The following is a 17,437-nucleotide window of genomic DNA, read 5'->3' as shown; positions in this document are numbered from 1 at the left end:
TTCATCTCCGTTTATCCCAACATATCCCAGGCAAGGGGTGTTCCCTTTTCAAGGTCGCGGACAGCTCTTTTTCCAAGAACTTCCTCGTAGTGTTTGGTGTGCATGCCGTCATGAGGCCTGATGGATCGAACGTTCTGCGGCGTGATCTCCTCACCGGCCTTTATGTCCTCTACAACAAACAGGGATCTTGAAAGGCTGCGCTCCTTGATCTGCTTGTCGGTGAGCTTGTACTCCCTCTGTCCGAGAGCCTCCTCCATGATACGGACCTCTTTTACCATCTGAGCAAATTCCGCAGGTTCCATGGAAAATGCATCGTCAACGCCGCCTGCAGAGCGGTTCAGGGTAAGATGTTTCTCTATCATGTGTCCGCCAAGGGCGATGCTTCCAACAGGGATGGTTCCTCCCGGAGTGTGATCGGAGAGGCCGATAAGGCAGTCGAACTTATCCCTAAGGTCCTCCATCATACGCAGGTTCACCAGATTATAGGGAGTGGGATAAGCGCTGACACACTTAAGGAGAATTATCTGATCGTTGCCCTCTTCTTTGCAGGTATCCAGCGCCAGTTTGATATCCTCCTCATAGGCAATGCCGGTGGCAAAGATAATGGGCTTGCCAAGCTTTGCGATCTTCCTGATAAGAGGAATGTCGTTGATCTCGAAGCTGGCGATCTTATAGGCGGGAACATTTAGGTTCTCAAGGTAGTCCACCGAGGTGGGATCGAATGGAGATGAAAACGCCTCCATGCCAAGCTTTTTAGCCTCGGCAAAAAGACCCTCGTGCCACTCCCAGGGAGTATAGGCCTCCTCGTACAGATTGTGGAGAGTCCTGCCGGCCCAGAGTCCGTCTCCGGGAGTCATGAACCAGGGCTTGTCGCAGTCGATGGTTATGGTGTCCGCGGTGTAGGTCTGGAGCTTGATTGCGTCGGCGCCGGCTTCCTTGGCTGCGTGGATTATCTCTATCGCTCTGTTATAATCACCGTTGTGATTGCCGGAAAGCTCCGCAACTATCATGCAGGGTTTTTCCTCGCCAACGGTTTTATTTCCTATTTTTATCTCTTTTGCAAACATATCTGTCTCACTTTCTCAGTTCCTTGATGAAGCACTTAACTCCTCCGGCGGCGAATTCCGTGTAATCATTGGCCAGAAAACACTTGCCGGATGCTATGTTCTCTTTCACGGTAAAGCCCACCAGAGTCTTGACTCCCATAGGCAGCTTTTTTTCCATGAATTGGAGAATCTTCTTGCCGTAGCCGTTGCCACGAAATACCGGCGAGATCATGTAGCTCACCTCTCCGATGTGATTGGTGATGTCCACTCTCACGTGCCCCAGCTTAACGTCGTCCTCCATGAGGATCAGCATAAGGCAGTGGTCCTCGTTAAGGAGCTTGCCCTGAAGCCACTTCAGGTGGGTCTCAAGATCGATCTCTGCCTTGGTAAAAGAGTTCTCTCTTGTAGTTGGGTCGTTGCGCCAGGCCAGAAGGTCCTTTGCATCTTCAATTGTAGCTTTTCTTAAATAAATGCTCATATTGATGTCTCCGGATTACTTATCAAGATTTTCGGTCTTGCGGTGAATGGAGGGATCCTCGTATTTATCCAGGAAATCCAGTCCCAGGTATACAATCTCTTTTGCAAAATAGGTGTTCTCCATCTGGGTGATGACGGAAATCACCTTGTCCACCTTAAAGCCTTCAATGTCTCCCAGAACCTCCATGGGGAACTTGTCCCGAATCACTGCGGTATCCGGGAAAGCCTTCCCATAGTCCAGAAGGTCCCTTGGATGGGGCTTTATAATGACCCGGTAGTCACTCTTGTACATGTCTATGATGTCGCCAAAGAGCTTTTTCCTTACGTCATCTTCGCAAAGGGGCTCTGTAAGGATCATCACGTTGGGCCTTGGATCCGTGCCGTCTCCCAGAAGTTCTTCCTTTATCCTCTCAGGATCCTCAAGGAATATATTGGTAAGGATCTCATGATCCTCCGGTGTCAGTTTGTCATTCAGCTCAGCTCTTGGCTCCTCAACCACATTCGGGGGAAGGCTGTGGTTGGCGCTGATGTCGTTGACCTCGTAGTCCAGGCAGTACCTGCTGTAGCCACTCTCGATAAAGATAAGTCCTAGGGCTGCCATGGCACGCTTTAAAGGCCAGGCTCCTTTGTTGGCATTCCGGGCCTGATCGTCAAGCTTGCCAGAGTTAAGACCATCCTCTACGGCATGATATGGGATCTTCTTATAATTAAGATAATATCCGATAGGATCCGAATCGCAGAATACATACACATCTTTGTAAGTCGAAAGATCTGTAGGGATGTGAGGTTCCTGAAGCTTTCCGAGAAGTTTGGTGTATTTGATGCGCTGCAGCAGGTTCAGCAGGATATTGCCCCTGTCCCTGTGGTAGCTCATGACTTCCTCCGAAGTCACATCTTCCTTCTCATCAAACATGTAGATCCGGTCGAAAACTCCGGTTTTCTCTAGCCTCTTTGGAAGCTTCCCGAAATCGTTGGACATGGTGCTGAGCATGATGTCAGCCTTGCCATCACTGTCGTGTCTTTTCACCAGCTCTTTTACCACGGCGATATATGCGTGATAGAAGGTGTGACATATGTAAATTCTTCCATTATTTCTTTTATCCATCATATGAACAATTATATTCTAATTGGGCAAAATAAAAAAGACGGCAGGTGCGATGCCGTCTTTGGGTTTATCAGATTTATCCTACAGTTCGTACACAAATATAGTGTAGGGACTGCTCTCATCGGTGTATTTGCCAACAAGATTAAGGCCAATCTCCGAAGCGTTGCTGATGCCAAACCTGGAGAAGATATACTTGCAGTCAAGGCTCCTAAGCTCATCCATGTTGGCGATAAGGCGCTTGTCCTCCGGGTCCATGACGCGAAGAGGTGCATAAGTGTTCTCGTCGTTGGCAGAGATAAGGTTAACTCTGGCGCCCCAGCCCATGTAGTAATCTGCAAGGGAGGGTGATCCAGGGAAAGCAGGCTCTATGACCTTCTGCCATTTATCCTTGTACTCCTGGGCATACATTCCAAGGTATCCGTCCACCGAGGCAATGCCGTTGTAGTTGAGGACTGCCGGGTGGAAGCCGTAGGAGGCAGCCCACTCGCCGTTATAGCCAATTTCGTCCTTGATATCCTCAAACAGATCAGCCGAATAGAACTCGTTGTAATTAACAGTGCTGGTCTCCTTGTGCTTGATGATCTTATAGGCCTGGTTATAACAGGTGTAATAGAAATCGTTGTAAACCTGAGGCACGAACATCACAACAAGAACCGCCAGTACTGCAATAACATTGGCAAGGAGCCGCATTTTCTTTTTCCCAAGTCCGTACATGCGAACGCATACAAGTAGCAATTCTGCGTACCACAGGAAAGTGTTGAAATAAGCGGTCCTGGCAAACTCAAAGCCTGTAAGGGGCGGAACCAGCATCTCGAAAAGATGTCTGAAGGGAGCAAACTGGTAAAGGCCGAAGATAAGAACGTTGAAGATTATCCACAGCATCACAAGATTTATGGGATCGGTAAGTATCCTCTTTGCCTTGCCGTCTCTTATGTATCTTGCATTTATAAGGACAAGTGCCGCCAGCACCACTCCAAGAACAATATAGGTATGTGAATCCTCCGAGTGGAAGGATGCGTTCACGAATTCATCAAAGGCGGTCTTCATGGCCTGTCCGAAGGTGAGATCGCCGTGGTCCATGGTGGTCCTTATGGTCACGGTATCGCTTCCCAGCATGGCCCCGAAGAGTCTGTATTCAAACAGCACATATCCCAGTGAGAGAACCACGATGGAGACAAAGGTGCTCACAGGAAACTTCTTGTCTTTTACCCACAGGATTATCACTGCCACAACCATGTAGCACAGGATAAAGAATCCGTGATAGGAGAAATAGGAAACAAAAGGATAACAGAAAACCGCAAGATACCAGGGCAGCTGCTCCTTAAAGGTGTTGGCATAATATAGTTTCCTAAGGAAGAAGATTATAAGGGGCACCGAGGTGAAGGCAATCCCGTAGGTAGGGAATACCGGGATAAGGCCGTAAGCCGTGGCGATTACAATGACCAGCGGTTTGTAGTTATTGTAGCGCTCCTTATAAATGTCTTTTGCCAGAAGATTGAAAGAGAAAATTCCGATGGCAATCTTGGCTGCATAGCCCGCAAGATAAGCGCAGTAGCTGGGCAGCAGGATGTAGAACATGTTGTACAGATTAAATTCCGACCCGAACAGGTCCCTGCTTACTCCGTGAAGAATTGGGGCATCAACTCCATGGGCAAACCACAGATTCCATTTCTTGAGCATCTCGTAGTGTCCCATGAAGAGATCCAGGTTGTCGTGGATCTGAAAATAGCTGTCTCCACGAAATACAAGGAACACTGCCGCTTGTATAAGAAGCAGTGTTCCTGTTAAATACATGTACCAGTTTTTCTTGATGTTATGATTCATAATCCTCACCAACAGTGAATTTAGGCACCCATTTGCCGTTTACTTTCTCAAAGAGGTCCTTGTTGACGTATCTGTCCACAACTTCCCAGAACTCTTCTTTGGTAATGGACAGGTATTTGCAGGCCTTCTCGATATACTGCTCGCCGCAGAGGCCGTCGTACTCTTTGACATACCACTTGCCGCTTTCACGATCGAACCTGCCCTCTCTGATGTCGTAGCAGATCTCGTCTGTCGCATATCCGAAGCCGAACTTTAAGTACTTGATCATCTGGTTGGGTATCTGAAGGTCGCAGTCAAGAGCGGTGTATCTTCTGTATCTTCCAAGGTCATGAAGGTCGTCGGTTCTGCCGGTAAGTCCTCTTGCAACGGCAAAGTCAGCGTTGTGGACCTGAGACCACTCTTTTACATAGTACTGAAGGAAGATGGCCTTGATACCCTGAGCCTGCATCTCCTCAACGGTAGGGATCTTATACAGGAAAAGATCCTTCTCTGTAATGTTGTTGGACAGATCAACGAAGCTGTCAACGCTGGCGCCTCTTATGGTCTCCAGCTGCATTACAGAAAACGCATTGCCGCTTGCCTCCTGGTTCTTGGCTGCGCCAAGGGTAAGGGCTGCGTTCTCTCCCTGAATGATCAGGGGGATATTGAACTTAACTGCCATGATGTAGGATGATGCCCACAGGCAGTACTCGGAAGCAGCGATGATGTTGCCTCTCTCGAAGAAGGACTTCCTTGCCAGCTTCTTGGCAACTATGGGATTGGGTCTGATGGAAATGATATCAAAGCCCAGATTGTTCAGGTTCTCGATGTTCTTGCGGCCGATCTCTGTGATCTCGTCGGGCATGCAGTTGATAAGAAGGGGATTAAGTCCCAGCTTCTCCTTGGCATAAACCGCCTGGAAGGTAGAATCCTTGCCGCCGGAAACGCCGATTATACAGTCATAGATATTGCCGCGCTTTTTGGCTTCCTCTTTGGCCTCATCAGCAAAAGCCTTAAGCTCAGCCTCTCTCTGTGCCCAGTCGATGGTCGCCTTGGACTCCTCGTAGCGGCAGGCAAAGCAAACCTGCTCATCATCAAACACGATGCCGGGTCTTGTGTCAGGCTGAAGGCATCTCTTGCAATATCTCATCTTCATATTTTTAAATCCTCCTGAAAAAATCGGAATAATACATTCGTTTTAGTATACTCCCCTGCCCTGCTTAACTGCAAGTAAGTCATCGGGGACGGTTCTACTGACCCCCTTTTAGAAGGTGTCTGTCTGGTTGAGCCAGCGGTGATCGTAGAACAGCCAGCTCTTGTAGGGCAGAACCCTGATTCCCACCTGATCCGCGGAGCGCAGGAAGTACAGGAAATACAGTATGCAGAATATCACAACGGCTGCTGTTACCCACTGTTTCTTTTTCTCATCCTTGATGCTGCAGATTATATTGGGCAAAAGAAGTATCTGCGCCGTGGTCAGATAGTAAGCAAACCGGGTCACCAGAGGGAGCCAATAGCAGCTAAGGTATAGAGCCACTGCCATCAGATTCATGTTAAAGTACATGCGGTTGTCGATCCTATCCTTTATGGCATCCTTATAACAGATGACGCAAAGGGCGATTACAAAGACGCAGCCCAGTATTGGTGCGGCATTCTCCAGGATGGTGTGGGTCTCTTCAAGATAAACGGTGTTGGCATAGGAAGGATAAAGCTTCACTGCTATTGTCATTATCTGATTGTGCAATAGTCCCGCCACCAGTGACAATATAGCAAGGGGTATCAGCCCCCATCTCTTCCAGGGAATCCTTGCGATAAAGTACATGGGGATGACCACCAGCACACTTTTGTGGAAGGTAGCTGCAAACAATATCAGGAAAAAGAACTTGATAAGCCCCTGGGGTTTAAGGTCAACGAGATACCTTAAAGCAAAAGTTGCTATAGCCAGAGCAAAGTAATACCTGACGGTGTTAAAGCTTCTGAAGTAGAAGCCCATGGTCATGAACACGAAGAAGGCAATTGCGAAGCTGTCGCTCTGGTCCTTTAGTACCTTCAGGAAGATTGCCACTATGGCAGCTCCGAAAACCGCAAACATCAGCAGATAGTCTTCCTTGCCGGAGAGGGTATAGAGGATTCGGACCACCAGATTATATCCGGGTTCCGTCACAACATAGCCCCTCTGGAAAATCTCATGACAGGTCACAACATAGGTGCCGTAGTCATTTCCAACTTCGTGGCGAAGAGCTGCAAGAAGCGTAAGAATAATGAACACAGAAACAAGGCACAGGGCGTTTAGCGCCTTCTGCCTTGTGGTATATCCCATAAGAATGCCGCCTTTTTCTGCAGTATTTACCGGGACGCTGTCATATTCACTTGTCTTCACCCTGCATGCCAGAAGAATGGTAATGGCAGCGATCAGCGAATACAGTATCATTTACTCCATCACTCCCACAACATTGATGCCCTGCTTCTCCAGGGTATAAACCACCTTATCCATGGCTTCCGTCATATCCCTGCCGGGGCGGAGCTTAAGGATAACTCCGTCGGCGGCTCTCATTTTGTCAAACTCATCCAGGTCGTATCTGAACTGATCAGAAGACAGCTCAATATAGTTGCCGTCGTATCTGAGAAGATGGGACCTGTTGGTGTTGTATTCGTCGGTATCTCTTTTCCCGAGGTAGGGGATCTGAGGATATCTGATGCGCCAGTCACGCTCGGTGTAGATCGCATCATCAAAGATGCCGTACATAAGCACAGCAAAAAGACTCACAAGAAGACCTATGAGTCCACCAAGGAAAGCGGCATTGGACTCTCTCGTGTAAGCATCGTAAACCTCGATCTCTGCATCAGTCCATAAATCAATTGACTTCAGCATATCGATGATATCAGCAAAGGCAGGCAGAGCCACCTTGTAAGCATCGGAAATTCTCTGCACCAGTTCCTTATCCGTTCCTGTTACCACAACAGTAAGAATCCTGTAATCCCCAAGAATCTCCCCGGTAACACTGTCCAAAATCTCCTGCTTGGTCAGTGAAGAATCCGTCTCCAGAGCCTTGTTCACAATAGGATCGTCCCTCAGAATTCCATCCCAAGTGTATGCGTTATAATAATCAACGCCGTTAGGAAACTCCTCCAGATTGAAAGTCATATAATAGTCGTTCCGGATGCGATACACAGTATTGCCGCTCTTCACATTACTGTAGAGCACATATATACCAAATCCCGCAACTGCACCCACAACCGTGGCCACAATCACGATCCAGAACCTGCGTAGAAACTGCCTCCACAGACGTCTCAAATCTATTTCCCTTGTGTCAAAACTGCTTTTTGACATACTGCTCCTCCCAGCCGTACTGCTCTTCTAAATTACTATATGCCATTTTACCATGATTCGTTTTTTAAGCACAGTTAAACCGAGATATAGCCACTGTGTAATCCGCGGGTGGGTCCGGCAAAGTGTATGTCCGCCACTCGCAGGCCGTTGATATCGGCCGGCACTCGCGGCTGTCCTTTAGCCGCGTAGTACCGCTGCCAGATATCATCGAGCGCAAGCGTGCCAAGATGGCGGACATACACGTAGCCGCCCCACCCGCGGATGACCTTTTATTTCAGCATGCGCTTGATGTAGGCTCCGGTGTAGGACTTCTTGCACTTGGCCACTTCCTCGGGAGTTCCGGCCACCACTACGGTACCGCCCTTGGAGCCGCCCTCCGGGCCCATGTCGATGATATAATCTCCGGTCTTGATAACGTCCAGATTGTGCTCAATAACTACTACGGTGTTGCCCTGGTCAACCAGTGAATGCATGATGGTAACCAGTTTCTGCACATCCGCAAAGTGAAGTCCGGTTGTGGGTTCATCCAGAATGTAAACGGTACGTCCGGTACCGACCTTTGAAAGCTCGGTAGCCAGCTTGATACGCTGCGCCTCACCGCCGGAGAGCTCTGTACTGGGCTGACCCAGTTTCACATAGCCTAGGCCCACATCGTAGAGAGTCTGTATCTTGCGCTTGATGGTCTTAACGTTCTCAAAGAACTTCAGCGCCTCTTCCACAGTCATATCAAGGACATCGTAAATGCTCTTGCCCTTATACTTGACTTCCAGTGTCTCGTGATTGTAACGCATACCGTGGCAGACTTCGCAGGGCACATAAACATCGGGCAGGAAGTGCATCTCGATCTTGATGATTCCGTCACCGCCGCAGGCTTCACAGCGTCCGCCCTTAACGTTAAAGGAGAATCTGCCCTTCTTGTAGCCTCTGGCCTTGGCATCGGGGGTTCCCGCAAACAGGTCTCTTATCATGTCAAACACACCGGTGTAAGTCGCAGGGTTTGAACGGGGTGTTCTTCCAATCGGTGACTGGTCAATGGCGATTACCTTATCCACCTGGTCAAGTCCCTCAATTCCCTTGTGCTTGCCGGGGATGCATCTTGCCCTGTTGAGATCTCTTGCCAGATGCTTGTAAAGTATCTCGTTGACAAAAGAGCTCTTTCCGGAGCCGGACACACCTGTGACAATGGTCATAACTCCGATAGGCACATCAATATCTATATTCTTGAGGTTGTTTTCCTGAGCTCCCAGGATCTTAAGCCATCCCTTGGGCTGCCTTCTTGTGGCAGGTACCGGTATCTTGAGCTTGCCGGAAAGGTACTGCCCTGTCACAGACTCTTTTACCTTCATGATGTCTTCTGCGGTTCCGCAGGCCACGATCTTGCCGCCGTGGGATCCGGCGCCGGGGCCGACATCAACGATATAGTCCGCAGCCCTCATGGTATCCTCGTCGTGCTCAACCACGATAAGAGTATTACCGAGGTCTCTTAAGTTCTTCAGTGTATTGAGAAGCTTGTCGTTGTCCCTCTGATGCAGGCCGATACTGGGCTCATCAAGGATATAGCACACTCCGCAAAGGCCTGAACCGATCTGGGTTGCAAGCCTGATTCGCTGAGCCTCGCCGCCCGACAGAGTTCCGGTGGCACGGGAAAGAGACAGATAATCCAGTCCCACATCCACAAGGAATCCCACCCTTGCACGGATCTCCTTAAGGACCTGAGCACCGATAAGCTCCTGCTGCTCAGTGAGCTTTAAGTTCTCCAGATAGGTCTGGAGCTCATCTATGGACATTGAGGTGATCTCATATATATTCTTATTGTCTACGGTAACAGCCAGTGATTCCTTCTTAAGCCTCTGTCCGCCGCAAAGAGCACAGGGAGTGATCCTCATGTACTCCTCATACTCGGCCTTGGCTGTCTCCGAGAAGGTCTCACGGTAGCGCTGCTCAACGTTCTTGATAAGACCGTCAAATTTGATGGGGTAGTCACCCTCACCGCGCTGTCCCTTATAATGCACATTTACTGTTCTGTCAGCGCCGTGGATAAGAACATCCTGTACCTTCTGAGGCAGTTCCTCAAAGGGTGTATCCAGGCTGAATTTATACTCTTTAGCAAGGGCTCTTAAAACAGCATTACTGAAGCTCGAGTCCTTGTTGGCTGACTGCCAGCCCATAACCACGATACAACCGTCATTTATGGAAAGGCTCCTGTCAGGGATCATAAGCTCATCGTCAAACTCCATCTTGTAGCCAAGACCCAGACAATCCGGGCAGGCTCCGAAGGGGTTATTGAAGGAGAAGCTTCTGGGCTCGATCTCAGGGATACTTATTCCGCAATCGGGGCAGGCGAAGTTCTGGGAAAAACTCAGCTCTTTTCCATCGACAACGTCAACAAGGAGCAGGCCATCAGCCAGCTGAAGGGCATTCTCTATGGAATCCGTAAGTCTTCTCCTGAGGTTCTCGTTGTCGTCGCGAACTACGATTCTGTCTACGATGATCTCGATGCTGTGCTTGATGTTCTTGTCCAGCTTGATCTCCTCTTCGGTGATCTCGTACTGGCTTCCGTCAATCCTGGCCCTCACATAGCCTGCGCGCTTAGCTCTGTCCAGGGTTTTCTGATGCTCACCCTTTTTGCCGCGGACAACAGGCGCAAGAATCTGCAGCTTGGTGCCGTCGCCAAGAGCCATGATCTGATCGCACATCTCGTCAACGGTCTGTCTTCTGATCTCCCTGCCGCAGTTGGGGCAATGAGGAATACCGATCCTGGCATAAAGAAGCCTGAAGTGGTCATAGATCTCCGTCACGGTTCCCACTGTGGACCTGGGGTTTTTGTTGGTGAACTTCTGATCTATGGAGATCGTTGGGGAAAGTCCCTCAATGGCCTCCACATTGGGCTTGTCCATCTGTCCCAGGAACATTCTTGCATAGGAGGAAAGAGATTCCATATACCTTCTCTGTCCCTCTGCAAAAATGGTATCGAAAGCAAGGGAAGATTTGCCGGAGCCGGACAGACCGGTAAATACGGTAAGTGTCTCCCTGGGAATCTTCACCTTAACATTCTTGAGGTTGTGTTCGTTGGCACCTCGCACCCTGATATAGTCATGTATATCAGAAGGAAGTATCCTCTTTGTGGTGGTGTTCTTCTTGGTCATTCTGCTGTTATCAGCCATTCTCATTCTCCTTTGGGCAAAAGAAATATCACCCATCCCGCCATTTTTATTTACCGGAGGTCAAATCATTGTATATCTTCTTAAGGTCTATCAACTGGTCACGAAGCATGGCGGCATTCTCGAAATCCAGCTCCGCAGCAGCTCTTTTCATCTTCTTCTGAACCTGGCCGATGAGTTTCTCAAGTTCTTCTGCACTCATGGACTCAGGATCCTTCTCAAACTTGACTTCTTCCTTGGCGATGGCCTTGGTCACCGCAATAAGATCTCTTACAGCCTTCTTGATGGTCTGAGGAGTTATGCCGTGCTCCTCGTTGTACTTCTCCTGAATGCTGCGACGACGTTTGGTCTCATCGATGGCTTTTTTCATGGAATCCGTCATATTGTCGGCATACATTATAACACGGCCTTCAGCATTTCGTGCGGCTCTTCCGATGGTCTGGATAAGGGATGTCTCGGAACGAAGGAAGCCCTCCTTGTCCGCATCGATAATGGCCACCAGAGAGATCTCGGGAATGTCCAGACCCTCTCTTAGAAGGTTGATACCAACCAGCACGTCAAACACATCTAGTCTCATATCCCTGATGATCTCTGACCTCTCCAGAGTATCAATATCCGAGTGAAGGTACTTGACTCTGATGCCGGACTCAGCCAGATACTGGGTCAGATCCTCTGCCATCCTCTTGGTAAGGGTGGTGACAAGAACCTTGTTCTTCTTGTCCACTTCCTTGCGGATCTCAGCAATGAGGTCATCGATCTGTCCCTCAACCGGCCTTACGTCCACTTCCGGATCCAAAAGGCCTGTCGGCCTTATAACCTGCTCTGTTCTTAAAAGTTCATGCTCCTCCTCGTACTTGCCGGGAGTTGCGGAACAGAACAGCATCTGATCTATGTGATTCTCAAACTCCTCAAAGTTAAGGGGCCTGTTGTCCAGGGCGGAAGGCAGTCTGAACCCGTAGTCAACAAGGGTCAGCTTTCTGTTCCTGTCGCCGTGGTACATGGCGCCTATCTGAGGGATGGTCATATGGGACTCGTCTACTATAATAAGGAAATCCCTGTCAAAGAAGTCCAAAAGAGTCAGCGGCGGCTCACCGGGCTTTGAAAAGTTCAGGTGTCTTGAGTAATTCTCAATTCCTGAGCAGAAGCCGGTCTCTCTCATCATCTCAACATCAAAGTTGGTACGCTCGGATATCCTCTGGGCCTCTATAAGCCTGTCCTCTCCCTTGAAGAACTTGATCTGCTCCTCCAGCTCTTTTTCTATATTGTCGCAGGCAAGATTTATCTTCTCCTGTGGAACAACATAGTGGGAGGCCGGGTATATCATTACATGGGTAAGCTCAGATTTAACCTTGGCTGTAACAGGCTCTATCTGGGTTATCCTGTCTATCTCATCTCCGAAGAATTCCACCCTTATGAGGTAGTCATCTGCGTTGGCAGGGAATACCTCCACAGTGTCTCCACGAACCCTGAAGTTACATCTGCCAAGCTCCATATCGTTTCTGTCGTACTGGATAGCCACCAGCTCTTTTATCAGCTGATCCCTGTCCTTCTCCATGCCGGGACGAAGGGATATGGACATTCCCTTGAATTCGTCCGGGCTGCCCAGACCGTAGATGCAGGAAACCGAAGCCACAACAATGACATCATTGCGCTCCGCCAAAGAGGCTGTGGCTGAAAGCCGGAGTTTATCTATCTCATCGTTTATGGACGAATCCTTGGCGATGTAGGTATCAGTCTGGGGTACATAGGCCTCTGGCTGATAGTAATCGTAATATGACACAAAGTATTCCACGGCGTTTTCAGGAAAGAACTCCTTCATCTCTCCGTAGAGCTGACCTGCCAGAGTTTTGTTGTGGCTGATGATCAGGGTGGGCTTATTGAGGGCCTGAATTACATTGGCCATGGTAAAGGTCTTACCTGAGCCGGTAACACCCAGCAGAGTCTCAAACTGGTTTCCCGCTTTGAAGCCCTCCACGAGGTCCTGTATTGCCTTGGGCTGATCGCCTGTAGGTTTGTATTCTGAGTGAAGTTTGAAATCCATAGATATAAAACTCCCTAAAAGCTAGATTACTACGTTACAAAAACTCTTTCTCTTAAAACAGATTGTATATTTTTCCTACCATATTATGACATGCTGCTGCCAGAGATTTAGCATCAATATCAATTGTCGGATCAGGATTCGGAGAATGGATATACACTACGTCTTGAGCCTTTTTTGCTTTTTCATATGGCAGTATTTCGCCACCATGTGCAGCCTCATTTCGCAGATCTTTTATCTTGTTTATTTCCTTAAATATTTCGCGCACCAGGACTTTATCCAGCCCCAAAGCGTCTAAATAATACGCCAGTTCAGCAGCTTTAGGATCAACACTGCCATTTTTCCTTAACAGATTAATATACAGATTTGAAATCGTACCAAGTTCCAGGCTCTCTTTTGGTTCTTTTCCCCGTCCGGTAATATACGCTGCTTTAGAGCTACCGATATAGCCCCTTAATTCATCATCTAAATTGTCCCCACTGATCGAATCGCATTTTGGTTTTAATACCATCTGGCGATAGGGGGCATAAAAGATAGTATTTACAAGCAGTTCCAATGCCGTGTAATACTCTAACGCTATACAACTGTAATCCATCTGAGGAATATCATCCCTGACAATATATCGCTGATACAGGAATTCGCCGGTTGCAATACCGGATATGGATTTTTTGACTTTCTCCAAAACCTGCAGTGAATCATCTCTCATGTAGGTATTGACCTTTATCTCAACCTTTTTCATTTGGTCATCATATTGCTTGATCAGATCATTAAATAAATCCCTATATCGAGGCTCAGGTCTGACAAACAGTTCAATACTTTTTCTTATTTTTTGATACACCGTTTCTACCATGTTCAAAAAATAATCATCGCTTCCAAGCCACAGGAAATATTCAGTAAAACTACTCTTGAAATCCAGATTGATCACTTCATCATATGATTCAATATTCTCCAACGCTGCATCTAAAGTCATCAGCATTTCATTCTTAAGATTAGAATAGGCTTTTTCTTCTACCATATTCATATTTTCAAAGCTGTACCGAGAGAAGATGCTGCTTGCTTTACCGTAGGATCGATTATTAAATATTAAACTTTGGATTCTATCTCTATATACTCTAAACGGGTACGCTCCATCATGTCCTTCTATGGAATCTGCAAGCATATAGAGTGTTCTTAGATAGATTCCCAGAAGATAGTATTTCACCGTACAACTTATTTCCTCATATCTTGAGTCTTCGTTGTTTCTATATTCATTCATGAACTGTGCAACACCATCCGGATAACTCCAGCCCAAGAATCTGTTGAACAGCCGCATATACATCTGTGTCATATTCCGAATTAATTGACTTCCCTTCATTTAGACGGTTTTCTGCAACAGAAGCCAGCACTTCATCAACGAACAGATCAAAGCCAGCATCACTTTTGCCGTACAATGCAACATCATTGATATGGTCTATGCCGACAATAAGCCTCGCTTCGTCTCTGTCATCCTTTCCAACCCTGCTTGCAAAAGTAACTAAGATTATAAAAAGGAATTGCAGGAATTACCGTTCTTTCAGAACCCAGACTATCTATATAATTATCCAGGGTTTGACAAATACCCTCGCAATAATCATCTTCGTCAATTGTATCACTCAGATTGGAACGGCTTTTCTTTCCAAATATAAATTCACTTTGCAGATATGAGATTTTTCAGCAATAAAGTTCTGGCAGTATCCTTATCATCTTCCTTCGCCATACGGTAATTATTCATGATCACAAAGATACTCTCAGGCGAATATATCACAGCAGATATTTCAGCATACTTCCTGTTCTGCACAGCACTATCAACCACCAACAAGGTATTCATTCAAATCACTGCCTTTATATCTTTTCGTGAAGCAGATCATTCACTAAATCTGCATATTCGAAAGTGGTCCTTTTTATATCCTCTTTTCTTTCGGGGGTTTCTATTATATTCCAATAGGCACAGGGAAAGTTTGGCCATTGTCACCATCACGATGTCCTCAATGGTTTTTACTTCTTCAACTTCAGTTTTCTTGTATTTAGGAACAGAGAAATGCTCGTATTTCATCAAATCCATTTCCGAAGAAATGCGATATCTTTCATACTTTGTGTATCTGACAATACGCTCAAGCAATTGATTACTTTCCATGCAATCAAGGATCTTAACATAACTATCAAGCTGCGCTATATCTATACCGGGGACTTTTTTCATGAATCAAATCTATGGACCAATAGAATTTCTCTATTAAAACAAAATCCTTAATAATCTGGATTTTCATTTTCCCTACGCATCAGTTCAATTTTGATAAAATAATCGCTCAGTCCCTCTATACTTTGTTTTAAGGCAATCACAGGTAATTTCTTCTGTGCGAATTCGCTAATATACATCCTTAAAAATGTGGCCAGTTCTTTCTGTTTTATTATTATCCGAATCGAATTCCCCTGCTTTTTTATACAAATAATTCTTATCCATAATTTATATCCTTTCTGTTCATATTCTTCTATTTCACAAAACAGAAAAAAGAGCACTAATCCTATGATCAATGAAGCGGCGCCCGCAATGATATTGGCTGCAATATTGGGAGTGGGTCCAAAGGATTCCGTAACTTGCATGCATCCTGTGACCAAACTCAGCACTGTAATAAATGCCAAAATAATATTTCTCTTTTCATCCTGCTTATTTAAATTAATTGAATGAAGAGCATCTATCTGTCTTATCAGTTTCTCAACAGTATCTTCAATACTCATATTGCCCTTTATGGCCTCGTATTCCTGCTGAATTTCAGCATTGAATGAAACCTCCAGGAAATTAACCTGATTGTCAAATGTTACATAAGCCTCATATACGCTGTTAAATTCACGGTTTTGATACCTTCTTTGAACCCGCCCATGAAGAAATGTACATTGCCACTGTCTTTTGAAGAATTCCCTATCCAAAAGCACTCGAATGTTTTTCCAAAAAAACGTTCAATATCTTTTATTCATCATTTCCCGGCCTGCAGAGCGGCACTGTTTTTCGTATGCTTGTTCTCCCGAATTTCCATCAGGGGCGTAGTAATGTCGTTTCTCCATACTAAACCAGGCCATATAGGAATGACATTTTGTCGGATACAGCACGCGCATTTTTTTATTTGATTTTAATAACACCCAGTGATTCGCATATAGCCCCTATATCCCAATAATCTTCATTTATATCTATATTCTTCTCACTGTTATTTTGATGCAGTTCCAGTATCATCAAACAGGTGCCAAAAATGGTAGCAAGCCAGACGAATCTTCCTTACTTCGAATAAAATTTCTTCCTTTCCGGAACAGGGCAATATTCTCAGCCTGTTACCAACTTTTGCTATACCCAATACATTTCTGTCTATAGCAGTTGTTTCTCCACACTGCGCTATATAATGCAAAACTGTATTATTACTGCTATATAAACGCATCAACCACTTCCGGTGTAAAAGCCTCGTCATAGGATTCTAAATTTAATTTATTTTCAAACGCATTGGACCTGGCAATTGCATGGTGATTCGAATTCTTAAGTGCTTTATCATTATCATCTACAATTCTTTTTCCAGGTAAACTCCCGGTCCATTGTAAATGATGATAATGCTTCTTTTATTCCGTCATTCAGTTCCTCCATATTATTCCACAGGTCTTCACCCTTTTTATTTATCTGAAGCGGAAAAATGACTGTACTGCTCTCATAATACGCATCTTTTTTCTGATCTGCATTCATACAACGATTGTCCTCCCCCATTTAAAAGTATCATCCTTATGGACTCTTTTCCCTATTCCTTCCTGCGGGCATTTATATCCGCTATGGAATCAAAGTACTTCCACCACATGTCAAAAAGTCCCGCGTCCAAGCCGGCTGTCCTTATCAACCACGGGACTTGCCATGAACACAGGATAATCCGTAAGTCTGTGTCCTTTACTCACCGCATACATATGTCCTCCCGGGCACAGGAAAACCCTGGCGGGATTCAAAATATATTTCCTGTCTCTTCCAAGATAGAGATCAGGATCGTTACCCTCCGAAAATACCATCTTGTACATTCTCAGCCTGCAGAAGGGGCACTGATAGGAGGATATCACCGCATTACCATCTATATCTCCAAACACTCCTTCTATATTCTCCTGCAGCGGAAAGATCTCTGCAGGTTCAGCGGGAGTTACAAACAGCTCGGACCAGCAGGTCCTTGCATCAACTTTCCTCTTCAGCTCTTCAAGAGAATCGTATCTTAGATCCACCGGGAAGAAGTGAGGAGGATTGCCCCTGCCTGATCTTGCCGCCTTCCTGATCCCGAAGGCATCAAGGAACTCCTCCTCCCTGTCAAACATGCCGGCTACAAGCTCTCTGTCGCCTGAATCAGCAGCAATTCCGATCATGCAAAAGTAGTAGTAATCCACCCTGTACACGATATCAAGGTCCATGGTACCGGCAGCGGCCTTCGCCATTTCCACAACAGCGTCCAT

General features: G+C 46.5%; 14 protein-coding genes. All 14 read right to left on the bottom strand.

Features of this window, described 5'->3' with window-relative positions; genetic code table 11:
- Window positions 1-11: 11 nt before the first annotated feature.
- A complete protein-coding gene (pseI, locus tag T456_RS0106250) occupies window positions 12-1,067 on the bottom strand; it encodes a pseudaminic acid synthase (protein WP_024865415.1) in 1,056 nt (351 codons plus the stop codon).
- Between the two features lie 7 nt (window positions 1,068-1,074).
- Entirely contained in the window at window positions 1,075-1,524 is a 450-nt protein-coding gene (locus T456_RS19345; protein WP_024865414.1) for a GNAT family N-acetyltransferase, read from the bottom strand.
- Between the two features lie 15 nt (window positions 1,525-1,539).
- Window positions 1,540-2,631 carry a glycosyltransferase family 52 gene (locus tag T456_RS0106240; RefSeq protein WP_024865413.1) on the bottom strand — a complete coding sequence of 364 codons (1,092 nt, stop codon included), beginning with the start codon at window positions 2,629-2,631 and terminating at the stop codon, window positions 1,540-1,542.
- A gap of 78 nt (window positions 2,632-2,709) precedes the next feature.
- On the bottom strand, window positions 2,710-4,452 hold the full coding sequence (locus tag T456_RS0106235; protein ID WP_024865412.1) for a DUF6044 family protein: 1,743 nt from the start codon (window positions 4,450-4,452) through the stop codon (window positions 2,710-2,712).
- Window positions 4,442-5,587, bottom strand: a complete 1,146-nt coding sequence (locus T456_RS0106230) for an N-acetyl sugar amidotransferase (RefSeq protein WP_081749007.1) — start codon at window positions 5,585-5,587, stop codon at window positions 4,442-4,444. The genes T456_RS0106235 and T456_RS0106230 overlap by 11 nt, the downstream gene beginning before the upstream one ends.
- 108 nt (window positions 5,588-5,695) lie before the next feature.
- The gene (locus T456_RS0106225) at window positions 5,696-6,862 is read right to left on the bottom strand and encodes an EpsG family protein (protein ID WP_024865410.1); all 1,167 of its coding nucleotides are present in this window, start codon (window positions 6,860-6,862) and stop codon (window positions 5,696-5,698) included.
- Complete coding sequence (locus tag T456_RS0106220) at window positions 6,863-7,762, bottom strand: hypothetical protein (RefSeq protein ID WP_024865409.1); 900 nt, start codon at window positions 7,760-7,762, stop codon at window positions 6,863-6,865.
- Window positions 7,763-8,031: 269 nt separating this feature from the next.
- Window positions 8,032-10,908, bottom strand: a complete 2,877-nt coding sequence (uvrA, locus tag T456_RS0106215; protein WP_051464997.1) for an excinuclease ABC subunit UvrA — start codon at window positions 10,906-10,908, stop codon at window positions 8,032-8,034.
- A gap of 64 nt (window positions 10,909-10,972) precedes the next feature.
- Window positions 10,973-12,964, bottom strand: a complete 1,992-nt coding sequence (gene uvrB, locus T456_RS0106210; protein ID WP_024865407.1) for an excinuclease ABC subunit UvrB — start codon at window positions 12,962-12,964, stop codon at window positions 10,973-10,975.
- Window positions 12,965-13,016: 52 nt separating this feature from the next.
- Window positions 13,017-14,315 (bottom strand): hypothetical protein, encoded by a 1,299-nt coding sequence (locus T456_RS0106205; RefSeq protein ID WP_024865406.1) that lies wholly within the window; start codon window positions 14,313-14,315, stop codon window positions 13,017-13,019.
- A gap of 312 nt (window positions 14,316-14,627) precedes the next feature.
- Complete coding sequence (locus T456_RS0106200; RefSeq protein WP_024865405.1) at window positions 14,628-14,807, bottom strand: hypothetical protein; 180 nt, start codon at window positions 14,805-14,807, stop codon at window positions 14,628-14,630.
- 416 nt (window positions 14,808-15,223) lie between these two features.
- The gene (locus T456_RS0106190; protein WP_207640361.1) at window positions 15,224-15,901 is read right to left on the bottom strand and encodes a hypothetical protein; all 678 of its coding nucleotides are present in this window, start codon (window positions 15,899-15,901) and stop codon (window positions 15,224-15,226) included.
- Between the two features lie 613 nt (window positions 15,902-16,514).
- A complete protein-coding gene (locus T456_RS0106185; RefSeq protein WP_024865402.1) occupies window positions 16,515-16,697 on the bottom strand; it encodes a hypothetical protein in 183 nt (60 codons plus the stop codon).
- 110 nt (window positions 16,698-16,807) lie between these two features.
- Window positions 16,808-17,437 (bottom strand): hypothetical protein (locus T456_RS22740; protein WP_035801448.1); only part of this gene is annotated, 630 nt, incomplete at its 5' end.

This window comes from Butyrivibrio sp. FCS014, from assembly GCF_000526935.1.
Taxonomy (GTDB): domain Bacteria; phylum Bacillota; class Clostridia; order Lachnospirales; family Lachnospiraceae; genus Butyrivibrio.
The sequence above is the reverse complement of the archived record's forward strand: the minus strand, read 5'-3'. Positions and strand labels throughout refer to the sequence as shown.